The organism is Streptomyces sp. NPDC002386, from assembly GCF_053593175.1.
The window spans coordinates 245164-259593 of sequence record NZ_JBSFBX010000008.1 but is presented as its reverse complement, the minus strand read 5'-3'; the positions used below and the strand labels follow the sequence as shown (position 1 = coordinate 259593).

At 70.8% G+C, this 14430-nt stretch carries 12 protein-coding genes and 1 tRNA gene; 8 read left to right on the top strand and 5 right to left on the bottom strand.

The features are described from left to right. The first annotated feature begins 87 nt into the window (after positions 1-87). Positions 88-810 (top strand): vWA domain-containing protein, encoded by a 723-nt coding sequence (locus tag ACWCPN_RS18460; protein ID WP_451207190.1) that lies wholly within the window; start codon positions 88-90, stop codon positions 808-810. Positions 811-841: 31 nt separating this feature from the next. Here the strand turns inward: ACWCPN_RS18460 and ACWCPN_RS18455 are convergent, their stop codons facing one another. After that, positions 842-1729 (bottom strand): hypothetical protein, encoded by an 888-nt coding sequence (locus tag ACWCPN_RS18455; RefSeq protein ID WP_451207188.1) that lies wholly within the window; start codon positions 1727-1729, stop codon positions 842-844. A 152-nt stretch (positions 1730-1881) separates the two neighbouring features. Between ACWCPN_RS18455 and ACWCPN_RS18450 the strand changes: the two genes are divergently transcribed. Further along, positions 1882-2232 carry a chorismate mutase gene (locus ACWCPN_RS18450; protein ID WP_451207185.1) on the top strand — a complete coding sequence of 117 codons (351 nt, stop codon included), beginning with the start codon at positions 1882-1884 and terminating at the stop codon, positions 2230-2232. Between the two features lie 123 nt (positions 2233-2355). After that, on the top strand, positions 2356-4836 hold the full coding sequence (pepN, locus tag ACWCPN_RS18445) for an aminopeptidase N (protein ID WP_451207182.1): 2481 nt from the start codon (positions 2356-2358) through the stop codon (positions 4834-4836). Positions 4837-4914: 78 nt separating this feature from the next. On the opposite strand, the gene ACWCPN_RS18440 is transcribed toward pepN, so the two are convergent. Beyond that, positions 4915-5463, bottom strand: coding sequence for a GNAT family N-acetyltransferase (locus tag ACWCPN_RS18440; RefSeq protein WP_365126530.1), 549 nt, complete (start codon positions 5461-5463; stop codon positions 4915-4917). 157 nt (positions 5464-5620) lie between these two features. Here ACWCPN_RS18440 and ACWCPN_RS18435 point away from each other — a divergent pair, with 157 nt between their 5' ends. Together ACWCPN_RS18435 and ACWCPN_RS18430 are read left to right on the top strand one after the other, a co-directional pair. Next, a complete protein-coding gene (locus ACWCPN_RS18435; RefSeq protein WP_451207179.1) occupies positions 5621-6982 on the top strand; it encodes a pyridoxal phosphate-dependent decarboxylase family protein in 1362 nt (453 codons plus the stop codon). Further along, the gene (locus ACWCPN_RS18430; RefSeq protein WP_451207176.1) at positions 6979-8385 is read left to right on the top strand and encodes a lysine N(6)-hydroxylase/L-ornithine N(5)-oxygenase family protein; all 1407 of its coding nucleotides are present in this window, start codon (positions 6979-6981) and stop codon (positions 8383-8385) included. Before ACWCPN_RS18435 ends, ACWCPN_RS18430 begins: the two co-directional genes overlap by 4 nt. A 72-nt stretch (positions 8386-8457) precedes the next feature. Here the strand turns inward: ACWCPN_RS18430 and ACWCPN_RS18425 are convergent, their stop codons facing one another. Then, positions 8458-10263 carry a bifunctional metallophosphatase/5'-nucleotidase gene (locus ACWCPN_RS18425; protein ID WP_451207173.1) on the bottom strand — a complete coding sequence of 602 codons (1806 nt, stop codon included), beginning with the start codon at positions 10261-10263 and terminating at the stop codon, positions 8458-8460. Between the two features lie 150 nt (positions 10264-10413). Here ACWCPN_RS18425 and ACWCPN_RS18420 point away from each other — a divergent pair, with 150 nt between their 5' ends. Both ACWCPN_RS18420 and pyk read left to right on the top strand, forming a co-directional pair. Further along, positions 10414-11109 carry an SIMPL domain-containing protein gene (locus ACWCPN_RS18420; protein ID WP_451207170.1) on the top strand — a complete coding sequence of 232 codons (696 nt, stop codon included), beginning with the start codon at positions 10414-10416 and terminating at the stop codon, positions 11107-11109. A 147-nt stretch (positions 11110-11256) separates the two neighbouring features. Beyond that, positions 11257-12693, top strand: coding sequence for a pyruvate kinase (gene pyk, locus ACWCPN_RS18415; protein ID WP_451207167.1), 1437 nt, complete (start codon positions 11257-11259; stop codon positions 12691-12693). Between the two features lie 7 nt (positions 12694-12700). Here the strand turns inward: pyk and ACWCPN_RS18410 are convergent, their stop codons facing one another. Together ACWCPN_RS18410 and ACWCPN_RS18405 are read right to left on the bottom strand one after the other, a co-directional pair. Further along, positions 12701-13441: a helix-turn-helix domain-containing protein gene (locus tag ACWCPN_RS18410; RefSeq protein ID WP_451207164.1), complete on the bottom strand. Its 741-nt coding sequence runs from the start codon at positions 13439-13441 to the stop codon at positions 12701-12703. Positions 13442-13547: 106 nt separating this feature from the next. Further along, positions 13548-13622, bottom strand: a tRNA-Leu gene (locus ACWCPN_RS18405). Between the two features lie 103 nt (positions 13623-13725). On the opposite strand from ACWCPN_RS18405, the gene ACWCPN_RS18400 reads away from it, so the two are divergent. Then, positions 13726-14385 (top strand): ANTAR domain-containing response regulator, encoded by a 660-nt coding sequence (locus tag ACWCPN_RS18400; protein ID WP_451207161.1) that lies wholly within the window; start codon positions 13726-13728, stop codon positions 14383-14385. The last annotated feature ends 45 nt before the right edge of the window (positions 14386-14430 follow it).

Below are 14430 nucleotides of genomic sequence, written 5' to 3'. Positions count from 1 at the left end.
TAGCGAACGGCTGTGACACGGGCGACAGCAGGGGCCGGTGATCGCGTAGGCTCGGCCGCCTGCCGGAGCCGAGGGGGGGGGGACATCATGGCCGCGATCAGCCTGCGCAAGATGGCGGAGACCGCGCCCGCGCTGGTCGAGCCGTACCGGGCGGCCGGGATCTCGCTGCGCAAACACGGCCTGGACGACCTCCGGGCCGCCGTCTACCTGGTGGTGGACCACTCGGGCTCGATGCGGCCGTACTTCCAGGACGGCAGCGTGCAGGCGCTCGCCGAACGGGTGCTGGGCCTGTCCGCACACCTGGACGACGACGGCCGGGTGCCGGTGGTCTTCTTCTCCACCGACATCGACGCCGTCACCGACATCGCCCTCGACGCCCACGAGGGCCGGGTCGAGCAGATCGCGGCCGGACTCGGGCACATGGGCAGGACCAGCTACCACCTGGCCATGGACGCCGTCATCGACCACTACCTCGACAGCGGCGCCACCGCCCCCGCCCTGGTCGTCTTCCAGACCGACGGCGGCCCCGTCAGCAGGCCCGCCGCCGAACGCTACCTCTGCAAGGCCGCCAGACTCCCGCTGTTCTGGCAGTTCGTCGGCTTCGGCGACCCGGACAGCCGGCAGTTCGACTTCCTGCGCAGACTCGACGACCTGGCCGTGCCCGCCCGACGCGTCGTGGACAACGCCGGCTTCTTCCACGCCGGCCGGGACCCGCGCCGGGTCCCCGACGCCGAACTGTACGACCGGCTCGTCGGCGAGTTCCCGCGGTGGCTGGCCGCCGCACGCGCCGAGGGCATCGTCACCGGCTGACCCCAGGGCCGGCTCCGGCCGGTGCGGCACCCTACGTGTCGCACTCCAGCACCGTCCGGCACAGCCCGCACCGGGCCCGCACCCGCCCCTTGACCGGCAGCCGGATCCGCTGCAGACACGTCGGACAGGGGAAGGACACCCGCAGGTCACCGTCCGGACCGGGACCGGCGCTGAACGCGTACCCCGCGGCCGGCCGGCTCCCGGACGGATGCCGGCGGTCGTGCGCGTAGCGGCGCCGGCCCGCCCAGCCCGCCCCGGTCAGCGGCGGCTGCCGCCCGTCCCGCAACGCCATCTCCCGGCCCTTGACGTACGCCGCGTACGCCTGCGGACTGGTGAACCACACCGCGGGATCCTCACCGAACAGCAGCGCCCGCTTGGCGAGGACGTACCCGAACTCCTCCGGGGTGAGATAACCCAGCTTCTGCGAGGACACCCCGTCCTCCCGGTACGCGTCCAGCAGCAGCCAGCCCGCGCCCAGATACGCCGCCACCGTGTCCGTCAGGATCTCGTTCTCCGCCGTGGTCGGGAACGCCAGGTCCAGGCGGTGCAGATAGACGTGGGTCACCTCGTGGGCGAGCGCCGCGCCGATGTCCCGGCGATGGGTACGGAACCGGTCGTTCAGCTCCACGAAGTACTCCGGGCCCGCCGCCAGTTCGACATGGGCGGCGTGCGTCATCTCCCGGAAGCCCACCACCAGCCGCGCGTCCGGCAGCCGGAAGTGCCGCACGATCTCACGGGCCACCCGCTGCGCGCCCAGATGCAGATCGTCCGTGTCGCAGAACGCCACGTCGGCCGGCGGCACACTGGCCGAGAACGTCCGCACGGTGTCGTACGACAGCCGCCTGTACAGCGCGGTGACGGCGGCCCGCACCGTCTCCAGATGCGGGTGACCGTGCTCCACCGGTCCGCCGTTCGCCACGTGCGACCCCCAAAGACGCCCGGAACCCACCTCCACTGTATGCGGGCACCCGCCCCGCCGCCCCGCCCGCGACCCGCCCGGCACACGGGGGACTGATCGCATGCTGGTCACCTCGTGATCGCGGGGCCCCGCCCCCCTTAGGGTTGACCGCCATGACCATCAGCAACACCGGTACCGGTGACGTCGACCCCGCGGTCCGCCAGGAGCTGGAGCGGCTGCGCGACAGCATCGACAACATCGACGCGGCCGTCGTCCACATGCTCGCCGAGCGCTTCAAGTGCACCCAGCAGGTCGGCCGGCTCAAGGCACGGCACCAGCTTCCGCCCGCCGACCCGGCCCGCGAGGCCCGGCAGATCGAACGGCTGCGCCGTCTCGCCGAGAACGCCAAGCTCGACCCGGCCTTCGCCGAGAAATTCCTCAACTTCATCATCGCCGAGGTGATCCGGCACCACGAGTCCATCGCCGAGGACACCGTCGGCGGACCCGCCGCCACGACCGGCTGACACCGGCACCGGCCCGCCGGCGCAGGGAGCGCGGACACGGCGGCACGGGGCGCGACACCGGACATATGCCGTGTACCGATCCGCCCCTGTCCGCTGTGCAGGCCATCAGGCAGCATGGCGTCCATGTCCGTCATCACGCGCGACGAAGCGCAGCTCCGAGCACAGCTCCTCGACGTCCACCGCTACACGGTCGAACTCGATCTCACCGACGGGGACGAGACCTTCGACTCCCGCACCGTGATCACGTTCACCGCGCGGTCCGCCGGGGACACGTTCGTCGAGCTGAAGCCCGCCCGCCTGCGCACCGTCACCCTCGACGGACAGCCCCTCGACCCGGCGACCCTCGACGGCAACCGGCTGCCGCTGCGCGGCCTCACCGCCGGCGAGCACGAACTGCGCGTCGACGCCGACATGCGCTACTCCCGCACCGGCGAGGGCATGCACCGCTTCACCGACCCCACCGACGGCGAGACGTACGTCTACACCCAGATGTTCCTCGACGACGTCCAGCGCGTCTTCGCCGCCTTCGACCAGCCCGACCTCAAGTCCGTCTTCGAACTCACCGTCACCGTCCCCGACGGCTGGAGCGTCCTCGCCAACGGCGTCACCGAACACCTCGGCCAGGGCCGCTGGCACGCCGCCCCCACCCCGCCGATCTCCACCTACCTCGTCGCCGTCGCCGCCGGCCCCTGGCACTCGCTGCGCACCGAACACCGCGGACTGCCCTTCGGCATCCACTGCCGCCGCTCCCTCGCCCCCCACCTCGAGGCGGAGGCCGAGGAGATCTTCGACGTCACCCGCGCCTGCTTCGACCGCTACCACGAGAAGTTCGAGGAGCCCTACCCCTTCGACTCCTACGACCAGGCGTTCGTCCCCGAGTTCAACGCCGCCGCCATGGAGAACCCCGGCCTCGTCACCTTCCGCGACGAGTACGTCTTCCGCTCCGCCGTCACCGACACCGAACGGCAGACCCGCGCGATGGTCATCGCCCACGAGATGGCCCACATGTGGTTCGGCGACCTCGTCACCCTCAAGTGGTGGGACGACATCTGGCTCAACGAGTCCTTCGCCGAGTACATGGGCTACCAGACCACCCTCGAAGCCACCCGCTTCACCCAGCCGTGGGTCGAGTTCGGCGTCACCCGCAAGGCCTGGGGCTACGACGCCGACCAGCGCCCCTCCACCCACCCGGTCGCCCCCGAAGCCGTCGACGACACCGCCGCCGCCCTGCTCAACTTCGACGGCATCTCCTATGCCAAGGGCGCCTCCGCACTGCGCCAGCTCGTCGCCTGGCTCGGCGAGAAGAACTTCCTCGCCGGGATCAACATCCACTTCGAACGGCACCGGTTCGCCAACGCCACCCTCGCCGACTTCATCGACTCCCTCGCCGCGGCCACCGACCGCGACGTGCACGCCTGGGCCGACGCCTGGCTGCGCACCACCGGAGTCGACACCCTCAGCCCGCGCGTCGCCGCCGCCGACGGCACCTGCGCCCTCACCGTCGACCGCGCCGGCAGCCGCCCGCACCGCATCACCGTCGGCCTCTACGACCACGACCTCACCGACGAGGGACGCCTCACCCCGCGCGAACACCTCGGCCTCGACGTCCCGCAGACCGCACCGCAGCCCATCGGCAAACGCCCCGCGCTGATCCTCGTCAACGACGGCGACCTGACCTACGCCAAGATCCGCTTCGACACCGAGTCCTTCGAAGCGGCCCGCACCGGCCTGTCCGGACTGCCCGACCCCCTCACCCGCGCCGTGGTGTGGAACGCCCTGCGGGACGCCGTCCGCGACGGAGAACTCCCGCCCACCGCCTACCTCGAGACGGCCCGCACCCACCTGCCGCTCGAAACCGACCTCGCCCTCGCCCAGGGCGTCCTCGCCTTCGCCGCCCAGCAGATCACCGACCGCTACCTGCGCCCCGAGCAGCGCCCCGCCGCCCTCGCCACCCTCAGCTCCCTCTGCCGCGACCTGCTGCGACGCACCGAGGACGGCGACAACCCCGGCCTGCGCCTGATCGCCGTACGCCACTTCATCGACGTCGCCGCCCACCCCGACACCATCGCCGCCTGGCTCGCCGACGGCACCGTCCCCGGCGGACCCGAACTCGACCCCGAACTGCGCTGGCGCATCCTCGGCCGGCTCGCCGTCCTCGGCGCCACCGACGAGGCCGCCGTCGCCGCCGAACTGGCACGCGACCCGTCCGCCAGCGGCCAGGAGGGCGCCGCGACCTGCCGCGCCGCACTCCCCGACCCCGAGGCCAAACGCGCCGCCTGGGACGCGATGTTCGCCACCGACGACCTCTCCAACTACCTCTTCACCGCCACCGCGCGCGGCTTCTGGCAGCCCGAACAGGCCGACCTCGTCCGCGCCTACGTACCGCGCTTCTACCAGGACGCCGTCGCCCTCGCCGCCCGCCGCGGCCCCGCCATCGCCGCCGCCGCCGGACGCTGGGCCTTCCCGTACCACGCGGTCGACGCCGACCACCTCGCCCTCGGCGAAGCCTGCCTGCGCGAGGCGGAACCCGTCGCCGCCCTGCGCCGCAAACTCGTCGACGAACTCGACGACCTGGCCCGCGCCCTGCGCGCCCGGGGCGAGTAGCACCCGGCACCCCGGGCGGCGCCGGGCCCCCGCTCACCGAGCGAGCGGGGCCCCGCGCCGCCCGGGACGAGGGAGCACCTAACCGCTGCCCACCCGCAACTCCGCCCGCCGCACGCCCCCTTCACGCGGACCCGCCCGCCGGTTGCCCACCGAGCCGCACGCCGGAACCTCCCCGCCCAGGGAGAAACCGAGCCGCTTCAGGAAACCCTCCCCCGAGCGCCAGCCGGCCGGCACCGACGCCGTCACCAGGGACACCCCACCCGCCCGGGCCAGCAGCGACTCCGCCAGCGCGCGGCCCAGCCCCCGGCCCCGCGCCCAGGGCGCCAGCAGGAACAGCCCCACCGCCACCGCCCCCGGCTCCGGATGGTCCCGCACCGCGTCCACCAGACCCGCGACCACCCCGTCCCGCTCCAGCACCAGCAGCACCTTGTCCTCCGGACTCGCGCCCTCCGGCAGCGCGTAGAACAGGCTCTGCACATCACCCGGCCCCGACGGCAGCCCCGTCGCCGCCACGAACCAGTCCTCGCACTCCTCGAACAGCGTCAGCAGCGGCGCCTCGTCCCGCGGACCGGGCTCACGCACCACCACCCGCTCACCGGGCACCTCGATCATCCACGCGTCAACCATCCGAACGACGGTAGCCGCGGCGCGGGCACCGCTCCACCGCTCCAACGTGTTTTCCCCGTACGGCAGTACCCACATCCCGGTCCCGATCGTTGAGCCATCCGGACGGGTGGACCCCCGCCACGGCCGCCCGCCCGTCCCGTGCACCGGAGGACAGCCCATGAGCATCCCGCCCCTCGCCTCAGGACCCCACGGACCCACAGCCCTGCGCCCCCTCCTCGACACCGTCCTCGACGCCCTCGCCACCGGCCGCCGGGCCCGCGGCGGACCACTCCCGGCCGGCGGCCCCGAGACCGTCACCGCACGCATCACCCGAGCCCTCCAGGGCGGCGTCCTCCCCGACGTCCCCGACCCCGACGCCCTGCGCACCCTCGTACACGCCCTCGCCGAAGGCGCCGCCGACCCCGCCGACCCGCTCTGCGCCGCCCACCTGCACTGCCCGCCGCTCGCCGTCGCCACCGCCGCCGACCTCGCCGCCAGCGCCCTCAACCCCTCACTGGACTCCTGGGACCAGGCCCCCGCCGCCTCCGCCCTGGAAACCGAGGTCACCCACGCCCTCGCCCGGCTCATCGGCCTCCGCGACGCCCTCGTCACCACCGGCGGCACCGAATCCAACCAACTCGCCCTCCTCCTCGCCCGCGAAACCCACGGCCGCGACGTCCGGCTGGTCCGCGGCGCCAACGCCCACCACTCCCTGCCCCGCGCCGCCTGGCTGCTCGGCCTGCCCGACCCGGTCGTCCTCCCCACCCCGCACGGCACCCTCGACCCCGCCGCCCTGCACCACACCCTCACCACCGAGCCCGGCCCCCTGCTCGTCGCCGCCACCGCCGGCACCACCGACGCCGGACTCATCGACCCCCTGCCCGAGATCGCCCGCCTGTGCGCCACCCACGGCGCCCGCCTGCACATCGACGCCGCCTACGGCGCCGGCCTCGCCTTCAGCGACCTGCACCGCCACAAACTCGCCGGACTCGACGCCGCCCACACCGTCACCCTCGACCTGCACAAACTCGGGTGGCAACCGGCCGCCGCCGGACTCCTCGCCGTGGCCGCACCCCACGAACTCACCGCACTCCACCACCACGCCGACTACCTCAACGCCGACGACGACACCGAAGCAGGCCTCCCCGACCTCCTCGGCCGCTCCCTGCGCACCACCCGCCGCCCCGACATCCTCAAGATCGCCGTCACCCTGAGGACCCTCGGCCGCACCGGACTCGGCACCCTGGTCGACCAGGTCTGCGCCCACGCCCACGAGTTCGCCGACCTGGTCCACCGGCACCCCGGCCACGACCTCTACGACCGGCCCGTCATCAGCACCGTCCTGTTCCGGCCCGCCGGCGCCCCCGACACCACCGTCGCCGCCGTACGCCGCCGCCTGCTGCACGAGGGCCGGGCCGTCCTCGGCCGGGCCCGCCCCGACGGACGGCTCTGGCTCAAGGCCACCTTCCTCAACCCCCACACCCGGCCCCACGAACTGGCCGCACTCCTCGAACTCGCCGAAGGAACCAGCCCCGCATGACACACCCCCCACACCAGGAGCCCGGCGCCCCCCGCGACCTCGTCGGGATCGGCATCGGCCCCTGCAACCTCTCCCTCGCCGCCCTCGCCCACCCCCTCGCCGAACTCGACGCCGTCTTCTACGAACGACGCCCCCGCTTCGACTGGCACCCCGGCCTCCTCATCGAAGGCGCCACCATCCAGGTCCCCTTCCTCGCCGACCTGGTCACCCTCGCCGACCCCACCAGCCCCTGGAGCTTCCCCAACTACCTCAGGACCCACGAACGGCTCTTCCCCTTCTACTTCGCCGAACGCTTCCACATCCAGCGCGCCGAATACGACGCCTACTGCCGATGGGTCTCCCAGCACCTGCCCGGACTCCGCTTCCACCACCAGGTCGACGCCGTCCGCTGGAACCCCGAACACGACGTCTTCGAAGTCGACCACACCCGCCTCGACCCCCACGGCGGCCACCCCACCCCCGGCCGCACCCACACCCGCAACATCGTCCTCGGCATCGGCACCACCCCCCACGTCCCCGACACCCTGCGGCCACTCGTCGAAGCACCCGGCGTCCCCGTCGTCCACGCCGCCGACTACCTCGACCACCGCGCCACCCTCCTCACCAAGGGCCACATCACCGTCGTCGGCTCCGGACAGTCCGGCGCCGAGGTCTTCCTCGACCTGCTGCGCCACCGCCCCACCGGCCACGAGAAACTGCACTGGATCGGCCGCACCGAAGCGTTCGCACCGATGGAGTACTCCAAACTCGGCCTCGAACACTTCACCCCCGACTACACCCGCTACTTCCACGCCCTCGCCGAACCCGTCCGCGACCGGCTCACCACCGCCCAGTGGCAACTGCACAAAGGCATCGACGCGGACACCCTCGCCGCCATCCACGACGAGCTGTACCGGCGCACCCTGCACGGCGGCTGGCCCGACACCGTCCTCACCCCCGGCGTCCGCGTCCGCACCGCCGGCCGCATCGCCACCGGACAGGTCGAACTCCACCTCGAACACCTCCAGCAGGGCGCCCGCTCCCGCCTCACCACCGACGCCGTCGTCCTCGCCACCGGCTACCGCGAACGCCCCCTCGACCACGTCCTCGCCGGACTCGACCCCTACATGCGCCGCGACAGCAGCGAACGCCCGCGCATCGGCGAGGACTACCGCCTCCTCCTCGACCCCGCCGTCACCGGCTCCGTCTACGTCCAGAACGCCGAACTGCACACCCACGGCGTCGGCGCCCCCGACCTCGGCCTCACCGCCTGGCGCAGCGCCACCATCCTCAACTCGCTCACCGGCAAGGAGCAGTACCCCCTGCCCACCCGCACCGCCTTCACCACCTTCGGGCTCCAGGAACCCACCCCCCGCATGCCCCACGCCAGACAGGCCGGACAACTCGTCCCGCTCCTCGACTGAAGCCCGGCACACACGACGGCGGCGCCGGTGCGGAAACCCGCACCGGCGCCGCCGGCATGCCCCACCCGCGGATCAGAACACCGGAGTGCCGTCCCGCGTCAGCCTCCAGTCCACGGACGCGAAGTCCTTCGGGTCCAGCACACCCTTCGCGGTCACCCACTCCGCGATCCGGGTCCGGATCTCCGTCGACTCCGACCACAGCTCCTTCGCCGAGGCCACGTGCGGGAACGCACCACCGCCATTGGCACGGTAGTTGTTCACCGCCAGCACGAACTGCTGCGCGTCGTCCAGCGCCGCACCACCGAACGTCAGGTTCCTGATCCGCGACCCCGCCGGCTGCGCGACGTCGATGTCGTACGACAGCCCCGACACGTAGTCGTAGTTGTAGTCCGGACGGCCACCCGCGTTCGTCAGCTTCTCCACGTCGACCACGGTGCCCGCCGCCGTCTGCACGAAGTACCCCGCCGAGTACTCCAGGTACGCCCGCACCTGCGCACCCGTCATCAGCTTCGCGACCAGCGTGTTGTCGTACACGTACAGACCCGACAGGTCCCGGATCGTCACGTCGCCGGCCGGAATCTGGGACGTCCGCGAGAACGGCGACGCCTGCGCGATCACCGGCAGCGAGGCGTACTCGGTGCCCGCCAGCGCCCCCTTCACCACGTCCTCCTGGACCTTGGTGATCAGGTCGATGATCGGGGCGTCCTTGTAACGGGCCTCGACCGTCGTCAGCGTCTCCGTCGCCCGGCCCACCACCTGGTTGACGTACGCCACGACCTTCTCGTGCTCGTCCGTCAGCAGCTTGGTGATCCGCGGGTCGTCCGCCACCGTCTTCGAGTCACGCAGCGAAGCGGAGACCGACTCGACCTCCCACCTGCCCCTGCCGAACACCAGCTCGATGTCGAAGACGCTCAGCCGCTCCGCGTAACACAGCGGCTCCGACAGCACCACCGTCCGGCCGCTCTGCTCGTTGACGACCTTCAGCTCCGGAATCTCCAGATGCGCGTGACCCACCAGGATCGCGTCGATCCCCGGCACCTGCCGCGCCACGTTCGCCGCCGCGTCCTCCACGTACGGCAACTGGTCACCGTACGACGAATTGCCCGACGTACCCGAGTGCGCCGACACCACGACCACGTCCGCGCCCATCGCCCTCAGCTTCGGCACCCACTTCGCGGCCTGCTCCTCCAGACCCGGGAACGCCAGCTTGCCCTGCACGTACGCCTTGTCCCAGATCGCGATACCCGGGTTCGTCAGACCCAGCACGGCCACCTTCACCGGCGGAGCGCCCGGCACGTGGAACTTCTTCATGAAGTAGGGCGGGAAGGCCGGCTTCAGCGTCTTCGCGTCGACCGCGTTGGCACCCAGCAGCGGAAAGTCGAGCTGGTCCTCGAACTTCCGCAGCGTCTCGATGCCGTAGTTGAACTCGTGGTTGCCGAGCGCCGCCGCGTCGTACCCGATCGCGTTCATCGCCTGCGCCATCGGGTGCACCGGACCACCCTTGGCGGTGATCGGGTCGACCTTCGCGTAGTAGTACGTCAGCGGAGTGCCCTGGATCGTGTCACCGGCGTCCAGCAGCAGCGTGTTGCAGCGGCCCTTCTCCTCGCGGATCCCCTCGACCAGCGTCGAGATTCGCGCCAGGCCCTGCGCGTTGCCCGCCTTGTCGGAGTACTCCGCGTCCTTGAAGTAGTCCCAGTTGAAGACATGGCCGTGCAGGTCCGTGGTGCCCATGACGGTCAGGGAGTACCGCTTCGCGTGCTTCCCCGGCGCCTTCGCCTCCGCGGCCTGGGCCGCCGGAGCCGCCCCCGCACCGGCGATCGCCACCCCCGCCCCGGTCACGGCGGACTTCTTCAGGAACTTCCGGCGGTTCAACGGCATCTCTCGGTCTCCTCGGGGAAACAGTCAACAACGCGCGTAGATTCTGACCCGAGCATGACCGGAAACAACAGGTCCATTCGGTTTCGATCTGGTGACCTCAAGCCCCAACTCCGGCCACCGAAGCGGAAACCGCATGACACAGTGGGACGTATGACCCCACCGCCGGCCTCACCCCACGGCACCCCCGACGCCCCCCTCCTCACCGTCCGCGGCGAAGCCGAGATCGACACCGAACCCGAGATCGCCCGCATCGGGGTCACCCTCACCGCCCGCGGCCGCGACCGCCGCACCACCCTCGACGACCTCACCCGCCGCAACACCGCCGCCCTCGACCTCATCAAGTCCTACGGCGACGCCGTCGAACACCTCACCACCGGCGCCATCTCCCTCGCCCCCGAACTCACCCCCCACGGCCGCGGCGAACGCGTACGCAGTCACCACGGCCGCGTCCACCTCACCGCGGAACTCACCGACTTCACCGCCCTGGCCGAACTCACCACCCGACTGGCCGACTTGGAACTCACCCGGATCGACGGCCCCTGGTGGTCCCTGCGCCCCGACTCACCCGTGCCCGCCCGGGCCCGCCGGCAGGCCGTCCACGAAGCCCTCCGGCGAGCCCGCGAGTACGCCGACGCCCTCGGCACCACCCTCGCCGCACTCGTCGAACTCGCCGACACCGGCGCCGACCACACCCGTCCCGGACGCACCCCCTTCGAACGCGGCGGACACAGGGCCGCGCTCGCCCATCCGGACGAACCCGCGCCGCCCCTCGACCTCGAACCCCCACGACTGCGCATCGGCGCCCAGGTCAGCGCCCAATTCACGATGCGGCCCCCACAGGTATGAAGACCGAAAACGCACGACGTGAAGATTTCGCTCAAAGGAGCGGGCCGTCGCACAATTCAACAGTTGTCAATATCCCATTGCCCAACGGTTGTTGAGTGGTCATGAACCCCGGATTTACTACCCGTGGGTAAGGCCTAGGCTCGAAGTATGCGCCGAGCAAAGATCGTCTGTACTCTGGGCCCCGCCACCGACTCGTACGACCAGATCAAGGCACTCGTCGAAGCCGGAATGGACGTCGCCCGATTCAACCTCAGCCACGGCACCCACGCCGAGCACGAGGTGCGATACCAGCACGTACGAAAAGCCGCCGACGAAACCGGCCGCAGCGTCGGAATCCTCGCCGACCTTCAAGGCCCGAAGATCCGCCTCGGCCGATTCAGCGAAGGCCCCGTACTCCTTGAACGCGGCGACACCTTCACCATCACCGTCGAAGAAGGCGTCGAAGGCGACCGCCACACCTGCGGCACCACCTACGCCGGCCTCGCCACCGACGTCACCCCCGGCGAACGCATCCTCGTCGACGACGGCAAGGTCTGCCTCGAAGTCACCGCCGTCGACGGCCCCGAGGTCCGCACCCGCGTCGCCGAGGGCGGCATCATCTCCGACCACAAGGGCCTCAACCTCCCCGGCGTCGCCGTCTCCGTACCCGCCCTCTCCAAGAAGGACGAGGACGACCTGCGCTGGGCCCTGCGCACCGGCTTCGACGCCATCGCCCTCTCCTTCGTCCGCAGCGGCAAGGACGCCCACGACGTCCACCGCATCATGGACGAGGAAGGCCGCCGCCTCCCCGTCATCGCCAAGGTCGAGAAACCCCAGGCCGTCGACAACATCGACGACATCGTCGCCTCCTTCGACGGCATCATGGTCGCCCGCGGCGACCTCGGCGTCGAAATGCCCCTCGAACAAGTCCCCATCGTCCAGAAGCGCGCTGTCAAACTCGCCCGGCGCAACGCCAAACCCGTCATCGTCGCCACCCAGATGCTGGACTCGATGATCGACAACTCCCGCCCCACCCGCGCCGAGGCCTCCGACGTCGCCAACGCCGTCATCGACGGAACCGACGCCGTGATGCTCTCCGGCGAGACCAGCGTCGGCAAATACCCCGTCGAGACCGTGCGCACCATGGCCAAAATCGTCGAAGCGGCCGAGGAGGACCTGCTCGCCAAGGGCCTGCCGCCGCTCACCGAACGCAACAAACCCCGCACCCAGGGCGGAGCCGTCGCCCGCGCCGCCGCCGAGATGGGCGACTTCCTCGGCGCGAAGTTCCTCGTGGCGTTCACCCAGTCCGGGGACACCGCCCGCAGGCTCTCCCGCTACCGCTCGCCGATCCCCCTGATGGCCTTCACCCCCGAGCCGGCCACCCGCTCCCAGCTCAGCCTCACCTGGGGCGTGGAGACCTTCCTCGGCCCGGAGGCCGGCTCCACGGACGCCATGGTCGACCAGGTGGACGAACTGCTCCTGCGCCACGGCCGCTGCCAGAAGGGCGACGTCGTCGTCATCACCGCCGGCTCGCCCCCCGGCATCCCCGGCACCACCAACATGGTCCGCGTCCACCACATCGGCGAGGACGACAGCCCCAAGTAGCCGGCGGTCAGTGCTTGGGGCCCACGTGGGCGTCCATGAGGGCTACGGAGGCTTTGCGGGCCACGGAGATGTTCCGGTTGTTCGCCCGTCTCCATTCCACATGGACGCGTTCCAGGGCATCGGTGAAGAGCCGCATGATGTCCTCGGACAGATTGGTGAAGAAGTAGCGCGGGTATTCGTAGTGTTTGCGCTCACCGTCGACGAATCTGGTCGTCCGGTTGGTGATACGGCAGCCGTCGGAGTGGATCAGGCCCCGGATGAACTCCCAGGGGTGAGCGTCGACGATCTCCTGTTGCCAGGGCGCCAGGAGAATGGGCCGCTCGTGCTTCTTGCCGGGCCCGTGCTGGGGGAACAGGTCCGGCCAGTGCGGGTGATAGCTGGTCACCATCGAGCAGCCCTGCTTGTGAAGCGTGTGGACGCGCACTCCGGGGCGTACGTCCGTGATGGCTTCGCGGCACATCCGCAGGAGCCCTGGCCATGCGTCGGCACACGCGATCCGGAGGTAGTGGCCACCGCCAGGGTGTCGGCTGATGCACCCGTCGCCGAGATAGAGGCCCAGCAAATACGCGTACGCACGGGCGTCGGAAGGCGGCCCGGGCGGAGGGGACGTGCGGGCCAGTGGTTCGAGGCGGCCCTGCCATGAGCGGATCGCGGCACGCGAGACACCGGTCTGACGGCTCACCGCGTTCAGGCTGCGTCCCTGGGCGACCAGGGCGAGGACTCGCTTGCGGGTGCTGATGTCGTACATGCGGCCACTGTGTGAAGGAAGCCGTGGCGACACGCAGTGAAGAGCCAAGGTTCACGAGAATGCGGAAATCCGCTTCTGAATGGTGACCTTCGGATCGAAGGAAAAGTGCCCCGGGTCGGACTCGAACCGACACTGTATGGGTTTTGAATCCATTGCCTGCTGCCAATTGGGCTACCGGGGCCCGGTGAATCGAAGGTTTACCTCGACCCGCTGCCAGACCACCTTACCGCAGCTAGGTAGGCTCTTGTCAGCAGTACCGACCTGCCTCGTACCAAGGAGCCCGAGTGACCGCCCCCGAGTCGCCCCAGCCCGTAGACGTGCCCGACGACGACAAGTCGCACGTGCCTCCGCTGACGACCCGTGTCGTCATCGCCGAGGACGAGGCCCTGATCCGGCTCGACCTGAAGGAGATGCTGGAGGAGGAGGGCTACACCGTCGTCGGCGAGGCCGGGGACGGCGAGCAGGCCGTCGAACTCGCCCGCGAGCACCGCCCGGACCTGGTGATCCTCGACGTGAAGATGCCCAAGCTCGACGGCATCTCCGCGGCCGAGAAGATCGCCGAGGAGTCCATCGCCCCGGTCCTCATGCTCACCGCGTTCTCGCAGCGCGACCTGGTGGAGCGGGCCCGGGACGCCGGTGCGATGGCCTACCTGGTGAAGCCGTTCAGCAAGAGCGACGTCGTCCCGGCGATCGAGATGGCGGTCTCCCGGTTCACCGAGCTGCGGGAGCTGGAGAAGGAGGTCGCGGACCTCAGCCAGCGGCTGGAGACGCGCAAGCTGGTGGACCGGGCGAAGTCCATCCTGCAGACGGAGTACGGGCTGACCGAGCCGGCCGCGTTCCGCTGGATCCAGAAGACCTCGATGGACCGGCGTCTGTCGATGCAGCAGGTCGCCGAGGCGGTCATCGCGGACAACGACGAGAAGAAGTCCGCGAAGAAGGGCTGAGCCCTCCGCGCACAGGACGAGGCCCGCGCCCCGGAGAAGGGGGCG

Coding starts and splice junctions, on each gene's coding strand:
- ACWCPN_RS18460 (WP_451207190.1), top strand. CDS start 88: ATGGCCGCGATCAGCCTGCGCAAGATGGCGGAGACCGCGCCCGCGCTG.
- ACWCPN_RS18440 (WP_365126530.1), bottom strand. CDS start 5,463: ATGGTTGACGCGTGGATGATCGAGGTGCCCGGTGAGCGGGTGGTGGTG.
- ACWCPN_RS18435 (WP_451207179.1), top strand. CDS start 5,621: ATGAGCATCCCGCCCCTCGCCTCAGGACCCCACGGACCCACAGCCCTG.
- pyk (WP_451207167.1), top strand. CDS start 11,257: ATGCGCCGAGCAAAGATCGTCTGTACTCTGGGCCCCGCCACCGACTCG.
- ACWCPN_RS18425 (WP_451207173.1), bottom strand. CDS start 10,263: ATGCCGTTGAACCGCCGGAAGTTCCTGAAGAAGTCCGCCGTGACCGGG.
- ACWCPN_RS18450 (WP_451207185.1), top strand. CDS start 1,882: ATGACCATCAGCAACACCGGTACCGGTGACGTCGACCCCGCGGTCCGC.
- ACWCPN_RS18420 (WP_451207170.1), top strand. CDS start 10,414: ATGACCCCACCGCCGGCCTCACCCCACGGCACCCCCGACGCCCCCCTC.
- ACWCPN_RS18410 (WP_451207164.1), bottom strand. CDS start 13,441: ATGTACGACATCAGCACCCGCAAGCGAGTCCTCGCCCTGGTCGCCCAG.
- ACWCPN_RS18430 (WP_451207176.1), top strand. CDS start 6,979: ATGACACACCCCCCACACCAGGAGCCCGGCGCCCCCCGCGACCTCGTC.
- pepN (WP_451207182.1), top strand. CDS start 2,356: ATGTCCGTCATCACGCGCGACGAAGCGCAGCTCCGAGCACAGCTCCTC.